Source organism: Rhizobium sp. Root1203, assembly GCF_001424945.1.
Classification (GTDB): domain Bacteria; phylum Pseudomonadota; class Alphaproteobacteria; order Rhizobiales; family Rhizobiaceae; genus Rhizobium.
The window spans coordinates 860,775-879,833 of record NZ_LMCW01000012.1; the positions used below are offsets into that span (position 1 = coordinate 860,775).

Annotated in this window: 15 protein-coding genes and 1 other RNA gene; 7 read left to right on the forward strand and 9 right to left on the reverse strand. The window is 61.7% G+C overall.

Annotated elements, in window-relative coordinates; translation table 11 throughout:
• Nucleotides 1–9: 9 nt before the first annotated feature.
• Complete coding sequence (locus ASC97_RS14965; protein WP_057469079.1) at nt 10–1,803, reverse strand: acetolactate synthase 3 large subunit; 1,794 nt, start codon at nt 1,801–1,803, stop codon at nt 10–12.
• A gap of 334 nt (nt 1,804–2,137) precedes the next feature.
• Here ASC97_RS14965 and ASC97_RS14970 point away from each other — a divergent pair, with 334 nt between their 5' ends.
• On the forward strand, nt 2,138–4,213 hold the full coding sequence (locus ASC97_RS14970) for an ATP-binding protein (RefSeq protein ID WP_057469080.1): 2,076 nt from the start codon (nt 2,138–2,140) through the stop codon (nt 4,211–4,213).
• Between the two features lie 11 nt (nt 4,214–4,224).
• Here ASC97_RS14970 and miaA read toward each other — a convergent pair whose 3' ends face one another.
• On the reverse strand, nt 4,225–5,118 hold the full coding sequence (gene miaA / locus ASC97_RS14975; RefSeq protein ID WP_057469081.1) for a tRNA (adenosine(37)-N6)-dimethylallyltransferase MiaA: 894 nt from the start codon (nt 5,116–5,118) through the stop codon (nt 4,225–4,227).
• On the opposite strand from miaA, the gene serB reads away from it, so the two are divergent.
• Nucleotides 5,117–6,007 (forward strand): phosphoserine phosphatase SerB, encoded by an 891-nt coding sequence (serB, locus tag ASC97_RS14980; protein ID WP_057469082.1) that lies wholly within the window; start codon nt 5,117–5,119, stop codon nt 6,005–6,007. The two genes, miaA and serB, sit on opposite strands and share 2 nt — an antisense overlap.
• A gap of 70 nt (nt 6,008–6,077) precedes the next feature.
• Here serB and ASC97_RS14985 read toward each other — a convergent pair whose 3' ends face one another.
• The 5 genes from ASC97_RS14985 to ASC97_RS15005 all read right to left on the reverse strand — a co-directional run bounded on the left by ASC97_RS14985 (nt 6,078) and on the right by ASC97_RS15005 (nt 11,393).
• On the reverse strand, nt 6,078–7,676 hold the full coding sequence (locus tag ASC97_RS14985) for a DegQ family serine endoprotease (RefSeq protein ID WP_057469083.1): 1,599 nt from the start codon (nt 7,674–7,676) through the stop codon (nt 6,078–6,080).
• Nucleotides 7,677–7,876: 200 nt separating this feature from the next.
• Nucleotides 7,877–8,830 (reverse strand): protease modulator HflC, encoded by a 954-nt coding sequence (gene hflC, locus ASC97_RS14990; protein WP_057469084.1) that lies wholly within the window; start codon nt 8,828–8,830, stop codon nt 7,877–7,879.
• Between the two features lie 3 nt (nt 8,831–8,833).
• Nucleotides 8,834–9,919, reverse strand: a complete 1,086-nt coding sequence (gene hflK / locus ASC97_RS14995) for an FtsH protease activity modulator HflK (RefSeq protein ID WP_057469085.1) — start codon at nt 9,917–9,919, stop codon at nt 8,834–8,836.
• Between the two features lie 154 nt (nt 9,920–10,073).
• The gene (locus ASC97_RS15000; RefSeq protein WP_057469086.1) at nt 10,074–10,586 is read right to left on the reverse strand and encodes a dihydrofolate reductase; all 513 of its coding nucleotides are present in this window, start codon (nt 10,584–10,586) and stop codon (nt 10,074–10,076) included.
• Nucleotides 10,587–10,598: 12 nt separating this feature from the next.
• Nucleotides 10,599–11,393: a thymidylate synthase gene (locus ASC97_RS15005; protein WP_057469087.1), complete on the reverse strand. Its 795-nt coding sequence runs from the start codon at nt 11,391–11,393 to the stop codon at nt 10,599–10,601.
• Nucleotides 11,394–11,508: 115 nt separating this feature from the next.
• Here ASC97_RS15005 and ssrA point away from each other — a divergent pair.
• From ssrA to ASC97_RS15025, 5 genes are all read left to right on the forward strand, one after another.
• Nucleotides 11,509–11,878, forward strand: a transfer-messenger RNA (tmRNA) gene (gene ssrA, locus ASC97_RS32995).
• Nucleotides 11,879–12,004: 126 nt separating this feature from the next.
• Nucleotides 12,005–12,517, forward strand: a complete 513-nt coding sequence (locus ASC97_RS15010; protein WP_057469088.1) for an SspB family protein — start codon at nt 12,005–12,007, stop codon at nt 12,515–12,517.
• Between the two features lie 48 nt (nt 12,518–12,565).
• The gene (locus tag ASC97_RS15015) at nt 12,566–12,760 is read left to right on the forward strand and encodes a DUF4169 family protein (RefSeq protein WP_057469089.1); all 195 of its coding nucleotides are present in this window, start codon (nt 12,566–12,568) and stop codon (nt 12,758–12,760) included.
• A 96-nt stretch (nt 12,761–12,856) separates the two neighbouring features.
• Nucleotides 12,857–13,123, forward strand: coding sequence for a ribbon-helix-helix domain-containing protein (locus tag ASC97_RS15020; protein ID WP_057469090.1), 267 nt, complete (start codon nt 12,857–12,859; stop codon nt 13,121–13,123).
• Nucleotides 13,107–13,622 carry a GrpB family protein gene (locus tag ASC97_RS15025; RefSeq protein WP_057469091.1) on the forward strand — a complete coding sequence of 172 codons (516 nt, stop codon included), beginning with the start codon at nt 13,107–13,109 and terminating at the stop codon, nt 13,620–13,622. The genes ASC97_RS15020 and ASC97_RS15025 overlap by 17 nt, the downstream gene beginning before the upstream one ends.
• 44 nt (nt 13,623–13,666) lie before the next feature.
• Here the strand turns inward: ASC97_RS15025 and ASC97_RS15030 are convergent, their stop codons facing one another.
• Both ASC97_RS15030 and ASC97_RS15035 read right to left on the reverse strand, forming a co-directional pair.
• A complete protein-coding gene (locus ASC97_RS15030) occupies nt 13,667–17,401 on the reverse strand; it encodes an AsmA family protein (protein WP_057469092.1) in 3,735 nt (1,244 codons plus the stop codon).
• A gap of 193 nt (nt 17,402–17,594) precedes the next feature.
• On the reverse strand, nt 17,595–19,007 hold the full coding sequence (locus ASC97_RS15035) for an FAD-binding oxidoreductase (protein ID WP_057469093.1): 1,413 nt from the start codon (nt 19,005–19,007) through the stop codon (nt 17,595–17,597).
• Nucleotides 19,008–19,059 lie beyond the last annotated feature (52 nt).

Sequence of the window (19,059 nt, forward strand, 5' to 3'; positions counted from 1 at the left end):
ACCTTATGATCAAACGAGCGCGCGGCCCTTGGCATCGATCGCATTTGCGACCGCCTCATCCGTCGCTTCGTCGGGCAGCAGCATCTCGTTATGCGCCTTGCCCGACGGGATCATCGGGAAGCAGTTGGCGAGATTGGCAACGCGGCAATCGAAGATGACGGGCTTCCTGACATCGATCATTTCCTGAATGGTAGCATCGAGATCGGCCGGTTTTTCGCAACGCAGACCGACAGCTCCATAGGCTTCGGCCAGCTTGACGAAGTCGGGCATCGCTTCCGTGTAGGAATTCGACAGGCGGTTACCGTGCAGCAACTGCTGCCACTGGCGCACCATGCCCATGTACTGGTTGTTCATGATGAAGATCTTGATCGGCGCATCGTGCTGGATCGCTGCCGACATCTCCTGGATGCACATCTGGATAGAGGCATCGCCGGCAATGTCGATGACGAGGCTTTCCGGATGAGCGATTTGGACGCCGAGCGCTGCCGGCAGGCCATAGCCCATGGTACCGAGGCCCCCCGAGGTCATCCAGCGGTTCGGCTGCTCGAACTCGAAAAACTGGGCAGCCCACATCTGGTGCTGGCCGACTTCAGTCGTGATGTAGGTGTCGCGATCCTTGGTCAGAGCGAACAGGCGCTCCAGCGCGTATTGCGGCATGATGACGTCGTTGCTCTTGGTGTAGGCGAAGGAGTTGCGCGCACGCCAGCGGGCGATATCCGCCCACCAATCGGCGGTCTGGCTCTTCTCCGGCTTCTTCGGGAGAGCCCGCCACAGACGAACCATGTCTTCGAGAACATTGCCGACATCGCCGCGGATCGGGATATCGACGCGAACGTTCTTGTTGATCGAGGATGGATCGATGTCGATATGGATCTTCTTTGAGTTCGGCGAAAATGCGTTGAGTCGGCCTGTAATGCGGTCGTCAAAACGCGCGCCTATGCAGACCATGACATCGCAATCGTGCATCGCCATATTGGCTTCGTAGGATCCATGCATGCCGAGCATCTTCAACCAGTTCTTTCCGGATGCCGGATAGGCGCCGAGCCCCATCAACGTCGACGTGATCGGGAAGTCCGTCAGTTCGACCAGCTCTCGCAGCAGCTTGGAAGCCTCCGGACCGGAGTTGATGACGCCACCGCCGGAGTAGATGACCGGGCGGCGCGCGTTCGCCATCAGCTCGATAGCAGCGTGGATCTGGTTCAGGTCGCCCTGAATCTTCGGCTGGTAGCTCTTCTGGATCGCGTGCGCTGCGGGCGGCGTGTAGGTGCCGGTCGCAAACTGTATGTCCTTCGGAATGTCGACGACAACCGGCCCTGGACGACCCGACTGCGCGATACGGAACGCTTCGTGGATGACCGCTGCCAGCTCGTTGACGTCCTTGACGAGCCAGTTGTGCTTGGTGCACGGACGCGTGATGCCGACCGTATCGCACTCCTGGAAGGCGTCGGAGCCGATCAGCGAGGTCGGGACCTGGCCGGTCAGGCAGACGAGCGGGATCGAATCCATCAGCGCGTCCTGCAGCGGCGTGACGGCATTGGTAGCGCCCGGACCTGACGTGACGAGCATGACGCCAACCTTGCCGGTGGAGCGGGCATAGCCCTCAGCTGCGTGGCCGGCACCTTGCTCGTGGCGAACGAGAATGTGTTTGATGTCGTCCTGCTGGAAGATCTCGTCATAGATCGGCAGCACCGCACCACCGGGATAGCCGAAGAGGTGCTCGACACCATTGTCCTTCAGTGCACGGAGAACGATCTCCGCGCCCGTCATACGATTTTCGTCCGTCTGCTTGTCCGTGCCCGTCATGTTTTTGTTCCGTTTTGACTGCTGGATTTGAATTCTGTGTCCGGGAGCCCGAATTTCGGGCATAAAAAAAGGCCCCTTCGGGAGCCTGTTGTGTAGCGCATGGGTGGCTATCGCCGGATGGTTACACCATCCTGCCCATGCGCTGTCCCACCACGATAAGAGCTGCTGCTATCTTCATGGCCGGAAGTGATAGACAGAAACTTTCGTATCGTCAACGCTGAGAGCAATAAAAATCCGCCACTCGCCACGGCCAAACGAACCTGGGCGGCAAGGGATTGAAGGTTTTATTAAAGGTTCGCTTCTATCCTCCCTTGCTACTGGAGGGAGTAGCCCTTTGCTGAACAGCGACTCACAGACGACAGGTGAAGCAGGCGAGAATGACCGCCGCGACAGCCAGGTGCCGGGAAACAGGCTTCTCGGTCGCGTCGTCGCGTGCAGCGGTTCCAGGGCAACGATCGGCGCCACAGCCGAAGCCGGTGGTACCGATCTCACGGAACTCTGGTCCGTCGGCCGGCTGATTTCGATCAGCGTCGGCCGCAACCGCGTGGTGGCTCTGGTCTATTCCATGAACACCGGCAGCCATGCCTGGGGTGAAGGCGAAGACAATTATTTCAAGGTCGAGACGGAACTGCTCGGCGAAGTCCGGGTGGACGAGGACGGCACCGAGGAATTCTCGACCGGCATTTCCTGCTACCCCTACCTTGGAGCCGTGGCCCACCGCATCCGCTCCACCGACCTTATGCGAATCTACGATGCCGGCACAGGAACCACGGCTGTCATCGGCAAGCTGACCCAGGACGAAAGCATCGACGCATCGATCCACGTTCCCTCGATGCTGTCGAAGCATTTCGCCATTGTAGGCTCGACCGGCGTCGGCAAATCGACCGCCGTGTCGCTGCTGCTGCACAAGGCCATCGAGGCCGACCCAAAGCTCCGCGTCCTGATCCTCGACCCGCACAACGAATTCGCCGCCGCCTTTCCGAACCACTCGGTCGTCGTCGACACCGACACGCTCGACCTTCCCTTCTGGCTGATGCGGCTGGAGGAGTTTGCAGAGGTGGTCTTCCGCGGCAGGCCGCCGGTGCCGGAAGAGCTCGACATGCTCCGCGACATTCTGCCGGAGGCCAAGCGCGGTTTCCGCGGCAGCGACAACTCGCTCGTCCGGCGCACCACCGAAAAGAGCTCGATCACCGCCGACACGCCGGTTCCCTACCGGATGGCCGATCTGCTGGCCCTGATCGACGAGCGTATCGGGCGCCTGGAAGGCCGCAGCGAAAAGCCGTTCCTGCGCTCGCTGAAGATGCGCATTATCGCCGCGATCAATGATCCGCGCTACCACTTCATGTTCTCCAACAACACGATATCAGATACGATAATGGAGACGGTGGCCGAGATCTTCCGGGTTCCCGGCGACAACAAGCCCATCTGCACGTTCCAGCTCTCCGGCATCCCGTCCGAAGTCGTCAATTCGGTTGCATCGGTGCTTTGCCGCATGGCCTTCGAAATCGCGCTGTGGAGCGAAGGCGCCATTCACATGCTGGTCGTCTGCGAGGAGGCGCACCGCTACATTCCGTCAGATCCGAACCTCGGCTTCTTCCCGACAAGGCAGGCAATTGCCCGTATTGCCAAGGAAGGCCGCAAATACGGCGTTTCGCTCGGCATTATCACGCAGCGCCCGGGAGAGCTGGACCAGACGATCCTGTCCCAGTGCTCGACGCTTTTCGCCATGCGCCTTTCCAACGACCGCGACCAGGAGATCATCCGATCGGCGATCCCCAACTCGTCGATCTCGACGACGAGCTTCATTTCCTCCATCGGCAACGGCGAAGCGATCGCGTTCGGCGAGGCCATCAGCGTGCCGATGCGCATGCGTTTCTCACGTGTCTCCGAAGCGCTGATTCCGAAAGCCAACAGCGCCAGCGCGAACAACAAGGTCGTCGAGGAAGATCCCGATAATGTGGATCTGCGCAAGATCGTGACGCGCATGCGTGCCGTCAGCGGACCCGACATCTCTGCCTTCCAGCAGAGCTACCAGGCTGCCTCCATGCACGAAGAGGGTGACGACGGGTTTCCCCCAAATCTTGCTGACCAAACCTATCCTCCGATCATTCCGGTCCAGGCGACCACTCCGCCGCTTGCGCCGATCGAACCGTATCGCCAGGACATGCTGCCGCGAGCCCCCGCAGCGCGCGAACCGCCACCCTCGCGCGAGGGTTTCGGCCCCGGGCCCGACATGTCCATCGACAGCCGCCTTGAGGCCCTGCGTCGCGAGCTGCGGGCGGACCTAAGACCACCGCCAAGGCCGCCAGAGCCTCCGCCAGCACCGCCGAGCCTTCGCCGTGAGCCGGGCGTCTCCCTGCGCGAAAGCATCCTGAAAAAGCCGCTCAGCAGTCTCTACGACAAGGACTGAGGTCGGGTTCGTTACCCCCGTCGTTCCCAGCTCTCGTCCATCTGGTTGCGGAACCACGTCATCTGCCGTTTGGCATATTGGCGTGTCGCTGTAGCGCCCTTTGCCAGAACCTCGCTCCGAGACATCTCACCCTTGAGCATCGAAGCTATCTGGGAAACGCCGATAGCCTTCATGACCGGCATCTCGGGGGAAAGCGAAAGCGCCAGCAGCGCCTTGACCTCATCCTCGGCCCCCTGCTCCAGCATTCCTTCGAACCGGCCGTCAATCCGCGCATGCAGGATGGCGCGCTCGGGCAGCACGACGATCTTCTGCGCAGCCTTTGGTTCCACGATCGCCGGACCTGCCCGGCCTCGGAAGTCGGCGATCGACCGGCCCGTCGCTTCCAGCACCTCCAGTGCCCGGACGATCCGCTGCCCGTCCTGCGGGTTGAGCCCCGCAGCAACGGCCGGATCGCCCTCGACCAACTGCGAATGAAGGTGCTCGGCGCCCTGCTCCTGCAGGCGGCCACGCAGGCGGGTGCGGACCTCGTCCGGAATTGCCGGCATCTCCGACAGGCCGCCCGTCAGCGCCTTGAAGTAGAGGCCGGTGCCGCCGACGAAGACCGGCAGCCGACCTTCGGCCCTGAGACCGGGCAGCAATGCCTCCACGTCGCGTAGCCATGCGCCGGTCGAATAGGCGCTGCCGGCCGGGACATGGCCGTAGAAATAATGCGGCACGCCCTGCATTTCGCCGTCGGAGGGGCGTGCAGTCAGCACACGCAGCGTATCGTAGACCTGCATGCTGTCGGCGTTGACCACGACGCCGTCGTGACGTTTCGCCAATTCAACCGCCAGCGCGGACTTGCCGCTGGCGGTTGGCCCGGTTATCAGGATCGCGTCCATTGCGCTCAGAAGGTTTTCCATCATGGCCCTCGTTGCCACGCTTGTTGCCAATCCGTCAAATCCCGTTCTCACGCCCGCAATCGCCGAGAAGGCTGCCGAGGCGGTGAACGCGTCCGGTCTCTATTGGCTCGCCGATGGAATTGCCAGCGACATCGCCCTTCGTGACGGCATGGAGGCCGGGATTGCACGAGCCGGCATTCTGGCGGCGATCGCCGGCGCGCCGATCGATCTCGTCATCCAGGACGCGGAAACACGCCGCAAGAAGCTGCTGATCGCAGATATGGATTCGACCATGATCGGACAGGAATGTATCGACGAACTGGCGGCGGAAGTCGGCCTCAAGGACAAGGTCGCGGCGATCACCGCCCGGGCAATGAACGGCGAAATCGCCTTTGAGCCAGCGCTTCGCGAGCGCGTCGCCCTGCTGAAGGGGCTGCCGATCTCGGTGGTCGACGACGTCATTGCCAAGCGTATCACGCTCACGCCAGGTGGCCCGGAGCTGATCGCCACCATGAAATCGAAGGGGCATTACACTGCCCTTGTCTCAGGCGGCTTCACCGTCTTCACGCGCCGGATCGCTGCGACGCTCGGCTTCGACGAAAACCGCGCCAACATCCTGCTTGAGGACGGCGGCATGCTGACCGGTTTCGTCGCAGAGCCGATCCTCGGCAGGCAAGCCAAGGTCGACGCACTCAACGACATCTCGGTAAAGCTTGGAATCTCGCCGGAAGACGCGATGGCGGTGGGCGATGGGGCAAACGATCTCGGCATGCTGCACCTGGCGGGATCGGGCGTCGCGCTCCATGCCAAGCCGGCTGTGGCCGCGGAAGCCAAGATCGAGATCAATCACGGCGACCTCAGCGCCCTGCTTTACATCCAGGGCTACAGAAAGACGGATTTCGTCAAGGCTTGATGGAGCGGGCCCTGAGGCCCGGTCCGATACTCGCTGTCGAGCTGGCCAGAAAGCCCGCTCGCTCCGACACTCATTCCATTGGCACGGCGACGAAGCGCAGATCGCCATTCGCCGAGGCAATCATCATCTGGGCGTTGCGCCGGCCTTCCTGCTTCAGTGACTGCACCTTGGCAGCGACCGCCTCGGGCGAGCGCATGAACTCCTGCGCGACCTCGACGATCACGTCGCCGGCCTTCAATCCCTTTTCCGCCGCCAGCGATCCAGGCGCCACCTCGGCAACCAGAACGCCGTCCACGCTTTCGGCAATGCCGAAGGTCTTACGGGTTTCGGCGCTCAATGCCGAGAGCGAGAGACCGAGAACGCTCTTGGCCAAGGACGCATCCGGCGCCGGCTGAGCAGGCTTGCCCTTTCCATCGGGAACCGGCTGGGTCTGGTCGCTGTCCGGCTCGTCCATATCCTGGTTCTCACCCGGATCCGGATTGATGACGCCGTCCTGAGAATTATCAGAACCGGGGTCGTTGGACGCCGCCTGATCGCTGTCTTCCAGCCGGCCGAGCTTCACCTTGACGGTCTGCTCTTTTCCGTCGCGCAGCACCAGCACGTCGACTTCCTTGCCGACCGGGCTTTCCGCCACGACGCGCGGAAGGTCGCGCATTTCGTTGACGGCCTTGCCGTCGAACTTCAGGATGACATCGCCGGCCTTGATCGAACCGTCGTCGACCGGCCCACCCTTGATGACGCCTGCGACCAGCGCGCCCTTGGCGCTCGATAGGCCCAGGCTGTCGGCGATATCGTCGGTCACCGGCTGAATGCGCACACCGAGCCAGCCGCGACGCGTCTCGCCGAACTCGCGCAACTGCTCAACGACACCTGCCGCGAGCTCCGACGGAACGGAGAAGCCGATGCCGATCGAGCCGCCGCTCGGTGAAATGATGGCTGTGTTGATGCCGATCACCTCGCCCTTCATGTTGAAGAGAGGTCCGCCGGAGTTGCCCTTGTTGATCGCCGCATCGGTCTGGATGAAGTTGTCGTAAGGGCCGGCATTGATGTTGCGGCCGCGTCCGGAAATGATCCCCACCGTGACCGATCCGCCGAAGCCGAACGGATTGCCGATGGCCATCACCCAGTCACCGATGCGCATGCCACTGGAATCGCCGAACTTCACGAACTTCAGCGGCGCTTTCGGCTCGACTTTCAGCACGGAAAGGTCCGTCTTCGTATCGGTGCCGATCAGCTTGGCCTTGAGCTTGCTTCCGTCCGCGAAATTCACCTCGATGTCGTCGGCGCCCTCGATCACGTGGTTGTTGGTGACGATGTAGCCCTGGGGATCGATGACGAAACCCGATCCGAGCGAATTGACGTTGTGGTTGCCGCCCGGCTTGCCCTTCTGCTTGTTGAAGAAGTCGTTGAAGAACTCCTGGAACGGAGAGCCGTCGGGCGCGCGCGGCGCCGGACCTGCCCCTTCGTCGTCCTTCACGTTCTGCGACGTGGAAATGTTCACCACGGCATCGAGAAGTCCCTCGGCAAGATCGGCAACGGACGCCGGTCCGTTCGTCGGGGGTGTGCCCTGCGCATGGACTACCCCGGTGAAACCGACATTAGCCAGAAGTGCAGCGCCGGCCAGAAGAGCGAGCGATCGTCTGTAGGTCGGGCGTATCGTGGGGGCCATCAAGCATCCTCGTATAGGTCAAAAGCGCACTCTGACCACGAGCATAAGGCGGAATGATGGAGGGTGAAATCACCTTTTCGCGAAATCCCGTGCAATCTGCGTGGGATGCTCGGCAAGCGCCGGGACGTCCACCTCGAACGCCTGAAATGCGTGGGGCCGGCAAGATGCCGGCCCCTCGTTCACAAAGCTCGATTGCGCGATCAGTTCGCGGATGCTGCCGGCGGCGTTGGAGCCGCAGACGGCGTCGGAGGCACCGGCGGAACGCCCCCCGGGAAACCCGAGGCGCTGTTGAAATAGCGGAAGAACTCCGAGTTCGGCGACAGCACAAGGGTCGTATCTTGCGAGGACATGGCCGTGGTGTAGGCCGCCATCGAACGGTAGAACTCGAAGAAGTTCGGGTTCTTGTTGAAGGCGTCGGCGAACAGACGGTTGCGTTCCGCATCGCCCTGACCGCGCAGGATTTCCGAGTCGCGCTGCGCCTCGGCGGTGATCTCCACCACCTGCCTGTCGGCGATGGCACGGCGACGCTGGCCTTCTTCGCCACCCTGAGCGCGCAGCAGTTCGGCTTCCGCCAAACGTTCGGCGCGCATGCGGTCGTAGGTCTTCGGCGCAACTTCGCGCGTCAGGTCGGTACGACGGATACGGACATCCTGGATGTTGAGGCCCAGTGCCTCGGCATCCCGGTGCAGGTCGTCGCGAACCTCGAGCATCATCGCGACACGCTCTTCGGAAAGAGCGGCGTCGAAATCGCGCAGACCGTAGACGCGGCGCAGCGATGAATCGAGCTGTGTGCGAAGCCGGGCTTCGGCCGACTCGCGGTCACCCGACACCGTTTCGCGGAAGCGGCGAACGTCCTTGATATCGTAGATGACGAAGGCATCGACGTCGAAGGTCGCGCCGCCGCGCACCTGGACGCGGATGTTGTCGAGATCAAAGCGCAGTGCCTGCTTTTCGACGATCTGGACGCGATCCGCATCCATGAAGGTGAAGGGCAGCTTGAAGTAGATGCCTGGCTCTGTCTTGACAGACTGGATCTGGCCGAAGCGGACGACGATCGCCTGCTCGCGGGCGTTGACCACGAAGACCGACGAATAGATGGCGAGCAAAACCACCGCAAGGACGATGAGAATGATGGGGAGCTTGTTCGAAGTCATGGTTCAACCTCCCTGCTGTGCGGGTTTGCCGATCTCGTTGAGCGGCAGATAGGGTACGACCCCCTGCTTCTCGTCGATCACGACCTTCTTGGAGTTCTTCAGCACCTGTTCCATCGTTTCGAGGAACAGCCGCTTGCGCGTCACTTCGGGGGCCTTGGTATACTCGTCGTTGATGGAGTTGAAGCGCTGCGCCTCACCTTCCGCTTCCTTGACGACGCGATCCTTGTATGCGGCAGCCGCTTCTCGGATCTGCGCCGCGTCACCGCGGGCTTGGCCGAGCTTCTGGTTGGCGTACTGGTTCGCCTCTTCGACGAGACGCTGCTTGTCCTGGTCGGCGCGCTGCACTTCTTCGAAGGCATCGGCCACCTCACGTGGCGGCGCGACGTCCTGAATGGTGATCGCATTGATCGAGATGCCGCTGCGGTATCGGTCCATCGTGCCCTGAACGATCGCCGCAACTTCGGCCTCGATCGGCTGACGATTGTCGCGGAAGGTATCCTGCGCGGGGCGACGGCCGACGACTTCGCGCATGGCGCTTTCGGCGACCTGCTGCAGCGTTTCCGCCGGATTCTCGACGTTGAAGAGATAGGCCTTCGGATCCGTCACGGTGAAGAAGACCGAGAACTGGACGTTCAGGATGTTCTGGTCGCCCGACAGCATCAGCCCGGTTGCCGACGAAGACGTCGTCCCGCCGATGTTTTGCTGTTGCACCGTCACCTTGACGATTTCGACTGTTTCCATCGGCCACAGATGGAAGTGCAGGCCGGGCATCGAAATTTCCGACTTCGGGTTGCCGAAGCGCAATTCCACGCCGCGCTCGTCGGGCTGCACGATATAGATGCACTGGAAAAGCCAGAACGCTGCGACCAGAGCCGCAACGATCAACAGGACGCCGGTATTGAACCCGCCGGGCACGATGCCGCGAAGCTGGTCCTGACCGCGCCGGATAATATCCTCGAGATCGGGCGGACCGCCCTTCCCGCCACCACCGCCGCGTGGGCGGTTCGGCCCCTGCCCCCATGGTCCCTGATTGTTACCGCCGCCGCCGCCCCAAGGGCCGCCGCCGCCATTCTGATTGCTCCAGGGCATCAAAACCTCGTTGTTCGTTAAAACTTGCGATCGCCGAACCCACGGGGGCGGCGGATATCTGCGATCGTGACCGTTATAGGTATCGCCGCATCGGCTTTCAACGCGACATGAGGAACTTGTCGATATTTATTGGAAAATAGTTGGTTTTCCGCGTTCAACGTCTGTCGTAGACGACGAAACGGGTCGGGTAGCTGTCTTTTTCGCCGACCGGCACGTCGATGGTTTCCCCAACGTTCCAAAGAGCCGGATCGATAGCCGGGAAAGATGTGTCGCCCTCCACGGCAGTCTGCACGTGAGTGACATAGAGGCGATCGGCCAGGCCGACGGCCTGCCCGTAGATCTGCCCGCCGCCGATGATGCAGATTTCGTCGACGCCCTGCTTCCGCGCCAGATCTTCGGCAAGGGCCATTGCTTCGGGCAACGAGTCGACCGTTCTCACCTCGGGATGTTCGATCACCGAGGTCCGGGAAATGACGACATTGGCGCGGCCCGGCAGCGGCTTGCCGATCGACTCGTAGGTCTTGCGGCCCATGACCACCGGCTTGCCAAGCGTCAGTGCCTTGAACCGCTTCAGATCGGTCGACAGCCTCCACGGCATGTCGCCGTCGCGGCCGATGATGCCGTTCTCGGCGACGGCAACCAGAATCGTCTTGCGAATATCGGACATGAATTTCCCCGGTCAGACGGCGATCGGCGCCCTTATGCTGGCGTCGGCCTGATAGCCGATCAATTCGAAATCCTCGAACGTGAAGCCAAAGATATCCTCCACATCGGGATTGATCCGCATGAAGGGCAAAGGCTTCGGCTCGCGCGTCAACTGCAGCTTCGCCTGCTCGAAGTGGTTGTGATAGAGATGCGCATCGCCGAGCGTGTGAACGAAATCGCCGGGCTTAAGCCCGGTCACCTGAGCCACCATCATCGTCAGCAGGGCGTAGGAGGCGATGTTGAAGGGCACGCCGAGGAATATGTCGGCGGATCGCTGATAAAGCTGGCAGGAAAGCTTGCCGTCGGCGACATAGAACTGGAACAGGCAGTGGCACGGCGGCAGCGCCATGCTGTCCACCTCCGCCGGATTCCAGGCGGAAACGATATGGCGGCGCGAATTCGGGTTCTTGACGATGCCCGCAACGAGATTTGCGATCTGGTCGATATGGCCGCCGTCCGGCGCCGGCCAGGACCGCCATTGCGCCCCGTAGACGGGGCCCAGATCGCCGTTCTCGTCGGCCCACTCGTCCCAGATGGAGACACCGTTCTCCTTGAGATAGCCGATGTTGGTCTCGCCCTTCAGGAACCACAAAAGCTCATGAATGATCGAGCGCAGATGCAGCTTCTTGGTCGTCAGAACCGGAAAGCCTTCAGCCAGGTCGAAGCGCATCTGATAGCCGAACACGGATCGCGTCCCGGTACCGGTACGGTCGCCGCGATCGGTTCCGCCTTGCATCACATGGTTCAAGAGATCGAGATACTGCTTCATCGCCCGCCGCCGATTCCGTTTCGCTTGTATTTAAGCGCCTCGGGGCCCGAAACCAATCGCCAAGTCCGCCTGTCCAAACAATTCTTGGTTCACACGCAACGCTTTTATGACGACGGCTCTTCCCATGTGCGGCGGAAAACACTATATCACCCTTGCCAGTCTTCGGATTGACTATGGCGATAAATGAGCGGTGTAATAAGCCTATTGGACCCGGGGGCGGTACCCGGCGCCTCCACCAAAAACCGGCGGCCTGACAGAGGGATGGCCGGCTTTTGATGGGGGCGAAACAGGATCGACAAGGGTGTAAAGATCGTCTTTTTGCTCGGCATTGTACCGCCGTTATCGGGCTAAAATTGTAGTTGCAAATGACAACTATGCGGAAGCTCGTCTCGCTGCTTAATCGCAGTGTGACACTTCAAATCAAGTCCTGAAGGTTCGCACCTAAAGGCGGGGTCCGGAGGCACCTGGCAACAGAAGCCTTCACCTTCTCCCTGACGCGCAAATCATGTATGGTTTGACAAAGTATGACTCGGCTCCGGCCTTTTCCAAGGCGCCCGGGCGTGGCATATAGCCTTGGGAAAGACGTACGGACCAACGAAAGACAGGAAAGCATGGGGCAGGATCACATCCGCTACGACATTCTGGCGCAGGACGCGCTGCGCGGCGTCATTCGCAAGGTTTTGTCCGAAGTCGCAGCAACCGGCCGCCTGCCGGGCGAACATCACTTCTTTATTACGTTTCTCACAGGTGCCCCCGGTGTGCGCATCTCGCAGCTTTTGAAGTCGAAGTATCCCGAGCAGATGACCATCGTCATCCAGCACCAGTTCTGGGAGATGAAGGTGACCGATTCGAGCTTCGAGATCGGCCTTTCGTTCTCCGATATTCCTGAAAAGCTGTTCGTCCCGTTCAACGCCATTCGCGGATTTTACGATCCCTCGGTCAATTTCGAGCTGGAATTCGACGTGCCGCTTGCCGACGGTGAGGAGCTGCCCGACGCCGAGATCACGGCCTATCCCGTCGCGTCGGAAAAGACCGAGGAAGCGCCGACGGCAAAGCCCGCCGACGGAGACGAGAAGAAACCCGGATCGGTCGTTTCGCTCGACGCCTTCCGCAAGAAACAATAGGGACAAAAGGGAAGCAGCCGCTTCCCTTTTTCATGTCGGAGATCGTCCGTGAGCGCCGAAATTCTCAACCTTCGCCAGTTCAGGAAAAAGCAGGCCCGTTCCGACAAAGAAAAGCAGGCCGAGCAGAACCGTATCTCTTTCGGCCGGACCAAGGTCGAAAAGCAATTGACGAAGGCGCTGAACGAGAAAGCCGCGCAGGCCCACGAGCAAGGCCGCATCGACAGGAACGGCGACGGCGAATAAGCCCGGCGACTGCCGAAACGAATTGCCGGTCAATCACTTGGCCGCGCATTCGGAATCATTTTATCAACACGTTGAATCGAAATCTGAACCGACGCGATGATCCGGAAGCATTCGACCACCCTGCATGGACATCGCACCAGCTTCTCGCTGGAAGACGAGTTCTGGAGCGAGTTGACGGCCATTGCCGCGACCCGCGCCGTCCCCCTCGCCGCACTCATTTCCGAAATCGACGACCAGCGAGACGCCGACAGCAACCTGTCTTCGGCGCTCCGGGTCTATGTTCTTTCCTCGCTGAAATCTGGCGCTGGGACTGATCCGGCAGGTGATCCCAATGGAGGAACGGCCGATGGCCGAACGGGTTGAGCTCGTGGGCTACGACGAAGCGTGGCCAGGCCACTTTCTGGCAATCGCCCGCACCCTGCGGACCCTGCTCGAGGGACGACGCGTCGTCGCCGTCGAACACATCGGCAGCACGTCAATCCCAGGCATTTCGGCCAAGCCGCTGATCGACATCGATGTGATCCTGCGCAATTCCCGCGAAGTCGAAAAGGCAAACTCGGTATTGGAGGCCGCCGGATATGAACCTCGCGGCAATCGCTACGACAGGCAGGTCTTCGCCTTCATGAAGCGATCGACCGCGCCCAAGCAGCGTGTCTATTTGTGCCCCGAGGGCAACGACACGCATCGACGCAGGATCCTCTTCCGCGATTATCTGAGAGCGCACCCGCAAACGGCGGCAGCCTACGAGGTGCTCAAGCTGACGCTCTGCAAGGAATTCGAATATGACGGCGACGGATACACGGCCGCAAAGGCTGCATTCGTAAGCGGCGTTGTCGACCGGGCGCGGCTGGCTGAGACCTAGCGCCAGGGCATTCTGCGCCCCGCGACCGGTTGCGCCGCCTGTCCCTATTGCGGCACCTGGACACCCGGCAGCCCGGGCATCGTCTTGAAATTGAGAGAATTCTCGGGCGGCAAGGAAAGCTCTTCCTGCGCACGGCGTGCGGCATCTGCCGCAGCCTTGGCATCGGCGTCCGCTTTCTCCTTGGCACGCGCCTCGGCCTCTGCCTTGGCCCGCGCCTCGGCATCCGCCTTGTCGCGTTCGGCCTGCTGTGCGGCAAGTGTCCTCAGCCGCTCTTCCTCGGCGCGCCGCTGCGACTCGATGGCGGCGGCCTTCGCGCGCTCGGCGTCGTTGAACTTGTAGAGCGACACCTCACGCCGCAGGCGCTGCTTCTCCAGCACATTCGACTGCAACCGCTCGACACGCCGACGCTCGCGCTCGAAGGCGCGCAGCGAAAGGTAGCCGGTGATATCGGTCACGTCCATCACCCGACCGGGCGAGCCGAGCACACCGGAAAAATCGAGGCGCACGGCAGGTTCCGCGCCCGGAAGCGCCTCGCCGCCGGGATTGAGGTTGATGTTGAGCGAGGCCGTGATGCGCTCCTGCGGCAGGTCGATCTGGGCATTGCCGGTCACCTTGGCCTGATCGGTCGCGACGGTGACGTTCTGAACGCGCAGGACGCCGTCCGTCACGTTGAACGGTATCGCCGTGGGTGGCAGCTTTGCCTCGCCGTTGTTGAGCAACGTCTCGACGATCGGATGAACCTTGCCGGCATTCAACTGGTCCTGCATCGGATCGGTTGCCGCAAGCAGCGGCGCCAGCATTCCGAGATTGAGGCCGCGGACGCTGGTATCGCCGAGGCGGAGTTCGCCCGAACCATTGAGGGAGCTTGCAATCTCCTTCATCGACTTGCCGGATGCCTCCATCGACAGGGACATGCCGAACTTGCCGTTGGCAACCGGAGCCCCGTCGCGCGGCCAGACGACCCCGCCCAGATCCGCATCGGCGAGCGCCAGCTTGGTCTGGAAGAAACCGGTACCGCCGGCATTGGTAAACCGCGCATTGCCATCCACCGTGCCGCCGTCCCAGCCGCCCTTGATGGCATTCAGTTGCAGTTCGTCGCCTTTATACGCGACGGCAGACGTGAAGTCCGTGATCGGGCTCGACCAGCCGGGCCAGAATTGCTTGGCCGAAAGCGTCACGTTGACGTCCATATCCTTGAAAACAGGCAGGCCGAGAGGTGCCGCGGACAGGTTGCCGGTCGCTGCGTCCGTCATCGGCCCGTATACTGCCTCGCCCAGCCAGACGGCATCGGCCTTGGAAAGCGCAAGGTCGCCCGTTGCCGTCGTCTTCTCCGCCTTGCGGTCGAGCGACAACGCCCCGCTGAACTCATTGTCCGCGGCATGTCCCGCGATGTTGGCGAATGCGATCTTGTCGCCGTCGACAGTCGCCGTCGTCGTCAACTTGAAAGGCAGGCCGGTCCCCATCTGAGGCACCCCGACGCCGTTCATGACGAGGTACGGGTCGAGATCGGCACTCTCCAGCGAAACCGCCATCTGTCCGTTCATGAACGTCTGCGGACGAACATCGACCTTCCCGCTCGCGGTAAACGAGGTCCGGTCTGTCGCGAAGGTCAGCGCGGCGTCGGCCGGATCTGTTCCCTCGGCTTGAACCTTCAGCGTCAGGCGGCCGTTCGCATCGGCATCCACCGGCAGCGGGTCGAGCCCGGCCTGGCCGAACAGGATGGAGGTCACATTGTTTTCCAGCGTCGCTTCAAGGCTGGTGGTACCCTTGCCCGTCAGTGCCAGCAGATCGGACATGCGATAGTCGAGGTTCACGCGGCTGCCATTGGCGACACCCGCCAGCGTGACGGCAAGACCGTCTCCCTGGTCGCCGCCCAGCGTGACCGCGCCGCGCAGCGCCGTATTGGTATACCATGCAGCATTGCGCACAAGCCGATCCATGACCGGATGCTGCGGCAGATGCTGCTTGAGCATCGTGAAGAATGAACCGGGATCGGCGGATTTGAAGGTGATCTCGCCCGATCCCTTGTAGTCGAGCAGCGACCCTTCCGCCCGGCCCGTCGCAGTCAGTTCTGCGCCTGCCAGGTTCTTCACCAAGAGCTTGTCGACTGCCAGCGCGCCGTCGGCGATGGTGAAGCTCGTCTCGACGTCGCCGGCCTCGATACCAAAGGCTGTGAACGTGTCGGCTTTCAATTGGGCTCTGATCTTGTGGTCAAGGACGTTGTCGCCGGCGTCCTGACCGGTGAAAAGCCCGGTCAATGCCCGCAGGGCATCGAGATCGAGCGCATCGCCGGCAAGCGCCACGTCCAGCGTCGGCACCTGATTGGCGACCGCCTGTCTGTCGAGCTTCCCCTTCAGGGTGGCCGGCCCGATGGCGATTTCCAGATTGTCGAACAGCTGCCGCTCGTGGGTCAGGCTGACTTTTGCGGAAAAGCCCGCCTGTCGTAACTGACGGATGGCCGGATCGACGGAACCTGCAAGCCATGAAGCGAGGCCGCTAGGCTGGTTCGATGCCACGGTGATCTCGCCGTCGAAAGACGGTTGTCCCTGCAGGTTGAGCCGTCCGCGGCCTTCGACCTGCGTGCGTCCGGGCAGCGTGCCGACCGCATTGTCGATCGTCCAGCCGGTGCCGGCCGGTTCGAGATCGAGCTGCACGTCCCTGATCGTCGTGTCGCCGGCCACGATCGCCGGCAGCCGGACGCTCGCCTTGCCTGGCACCTGGGGCACCGGCACCTGCGAGACGATCTGGATCAGCGTGTTCAACCGCTGGCGAGCCGAAAGACCGGGGTCGCGTGCCGTCTTTCCGCCCGCACCCTGGTTTCCGATGCGGTTAACGTCGATCTGCTGGCCATCGGCCGTCAGAAGGAATTGCGGGTTGCCGCCGGTATCGAGCGTCGCCTCGCCGGTGATGACGTACGGATCCTGTTGCGAGCCGATTTCCAGACGGTATTCGGGAATGTGGATGCTCTCGTTGGTAAGCTCGAATTTCCCTTTGAGGCGCGGAGGAAGAGATGATTTGTCTGCCGCCTTGGCAGTGCGCGCACTCTCGATAGCCGCCGAAATCGTCCCCTGATAGTTGGGTCTGCTGTCGACCAGCTTCAGTTCGCCATCCAGATCGACGCTCACGGGATGCTTGTCGGGCTGCAGGCGGGTTCGCATGCGCAGCACGCCGTTGTCGTCCGGCTGGTTGCTGGAGATGGAGAAACTGCCATGTTCGCCGTCAAGCGCGGCATCGCCGTCGATGCGCCAGGGACCAGCCAGCGACTTTGCCGACATCTCGGCATTCAGCCCGGTCACATGTCGCGTCCGTCCCGACTGATCGTCGATGAACTGGACGTCACCGCCGCTGACGTGGACGTTCTCGAGGACAACGGTCCTGGCCGGAATCTCAGGCTGGCTGCCGCGCGTCCAATCAAGCGTGCCATCCTTGAGAAGCCTCAGCTTCACCTTCGGATTGACGATTCGCATGTCGAAAATAAGCGCCTCGCCCGACAGGAACGGCGCAAGCTCGGCATCCATCGAGAACTGCTCGACCTGAACGATCGGCGAACCGTCCATCTCCTGGCCGACCCGCACGTCGTGCAGGGTCACCGACGGAAAAGGCAACAACCGCGCATCGACAGAACCATGTACGACGACCTTCTTGCCGATGATGCGGCTTGCCTGATCCTCGAAATTTTTCCTGAAGTCGGTCCAGTCGATGAATAGCGGCGCGAGCAGCGCCACAAACAGCGCCACGACAATCAGCCCACCCAGTACGACGAGGAACCGGCCCACCAAGTCAGTCATTCTCCATTCGGGAAACCATCGCGGACACTAGACCATGAAATCGAAAGGTGTGAAGCGGCATTCAGGCAACATCCTGCTCTATTTCCCGGGTTTGGAGACGTGGTCTGGACGATTCGACATACGATCCCTCGTCTCTAGTGGCATTCATGCCGCAAGCAAGCCAAGACGAATAGAATGTTGATTTTCAGGCATATTGGAAAATCTTGCCGGGATTGAAGATATTATCCGGATCGAGCGCCTGCTTGACCTGGCGCATCAGATCGACGGCGCCGCCGAGCTCCTGTTCCAGGAAGGCCATCTTGCCCTGCCCGATGCCGTGCTCGCCGGTGCAGGTTCCGTCCATCTCGAGCGCTCGCGCATTGAGCCGGCCCACGAACTCTTCGGCAACGGCGATTCCTTCTGCCGTCTTGTCGTCGAACAGCAGCAGAACATGGAAGTTGCCGTCGCCCGCATGCCCGACGATCATCGCCAGCAGCCCGTGCTCCTCGATGTCGGCCTGCGTTTCGCCGATGCAATCCGCAAGCCTTGAGATTGGCACGCAAACGTCCGTCGACAGGGCCGCCATCTCCGGTGCAAGCGCACGCGACGCCCAATAGGCGTCGTGTCGCGCCTTCCACAGCTTGTTCCGCTCCTCGGCATTCACGGTCCAGTGAAATTCTCCGCCGCCGCACTCGGCGGCGATCTCCGCGAACTGTTCCGATTGCAGCGCAACGGTTTCGTCCGTGCCGTGAAACTCCAGAAACAGCGTCGGCTTCTCGTCGTAGTTCAATTTCGAGTAGGCGTTGCAGGCCTTGATCTGCAATGCGTCCAGAATTTCGATGCGAGCCACCGGAATGCCCATCTGGATCGTCATGATGACGGCGTCGCAGGCAGCCCGCACGCTCGGAAACGCGCAAACGCCGCCGCCGATCTTCTGCGGGATGCCCTGCAGCCTGAGCGTCACCGACGTCAGGATTCCAAGCGTGCCCTCGGCACCGACGAACAGCCGCGTGAGATCGTAGCCGGCTGACGACTTGCGAGCCCGGCGCGCGGTCCGGATTTCCTCCCCGTTCGCCGTCACTGCCGTTACCGCCAGGACATTGTCCTTCATCGTGCCGTAGCGGACGGCATTCGTTCCCGAGGCGCGCGTCGACGTCATTCCGCCGATCGAGGCGTTGGCACCCGGATCGATCGGAAAGAACAGGCCGGTATCGCGCAGATAGGTGTTGAGCTGCTCGCGGGTGACGCCTGGCTCGACGGTGCAGTCCAGGTCTTCGCTATTCACCTCAAGAATACGATTCATGCGGCTGAAATCGATGGAAATCCCGCCGTTCGGCGCATTCACCTGCCCTTCAAGCGACGAACCGGTCCCGAAACCGATCACCGGCACCTTGTGCTCGGCGCAGATCTTGACGGCTGCCGTCACATCGTCGGCGCTCTCGGCAAAAAGCACCCCGTCGGGGAGCTGCGCGGGGATATAGGTCGTCGTATGGGCATGCTGGGCGCGAAAGGCCTCGCCGGTCTGGAAGCGCTCGCCGAAGCTCTGTTTCAGAATGCCGAGAGCAGCTGCGATGCCCGCTTCGTTTCGTTTGCCGGCCTTTGCGTCTTTGAGCGCCATCGCGTTGATCTCCCTTACCCAATCTGCCTGGAGGCAGGTTGGGTATGAGACA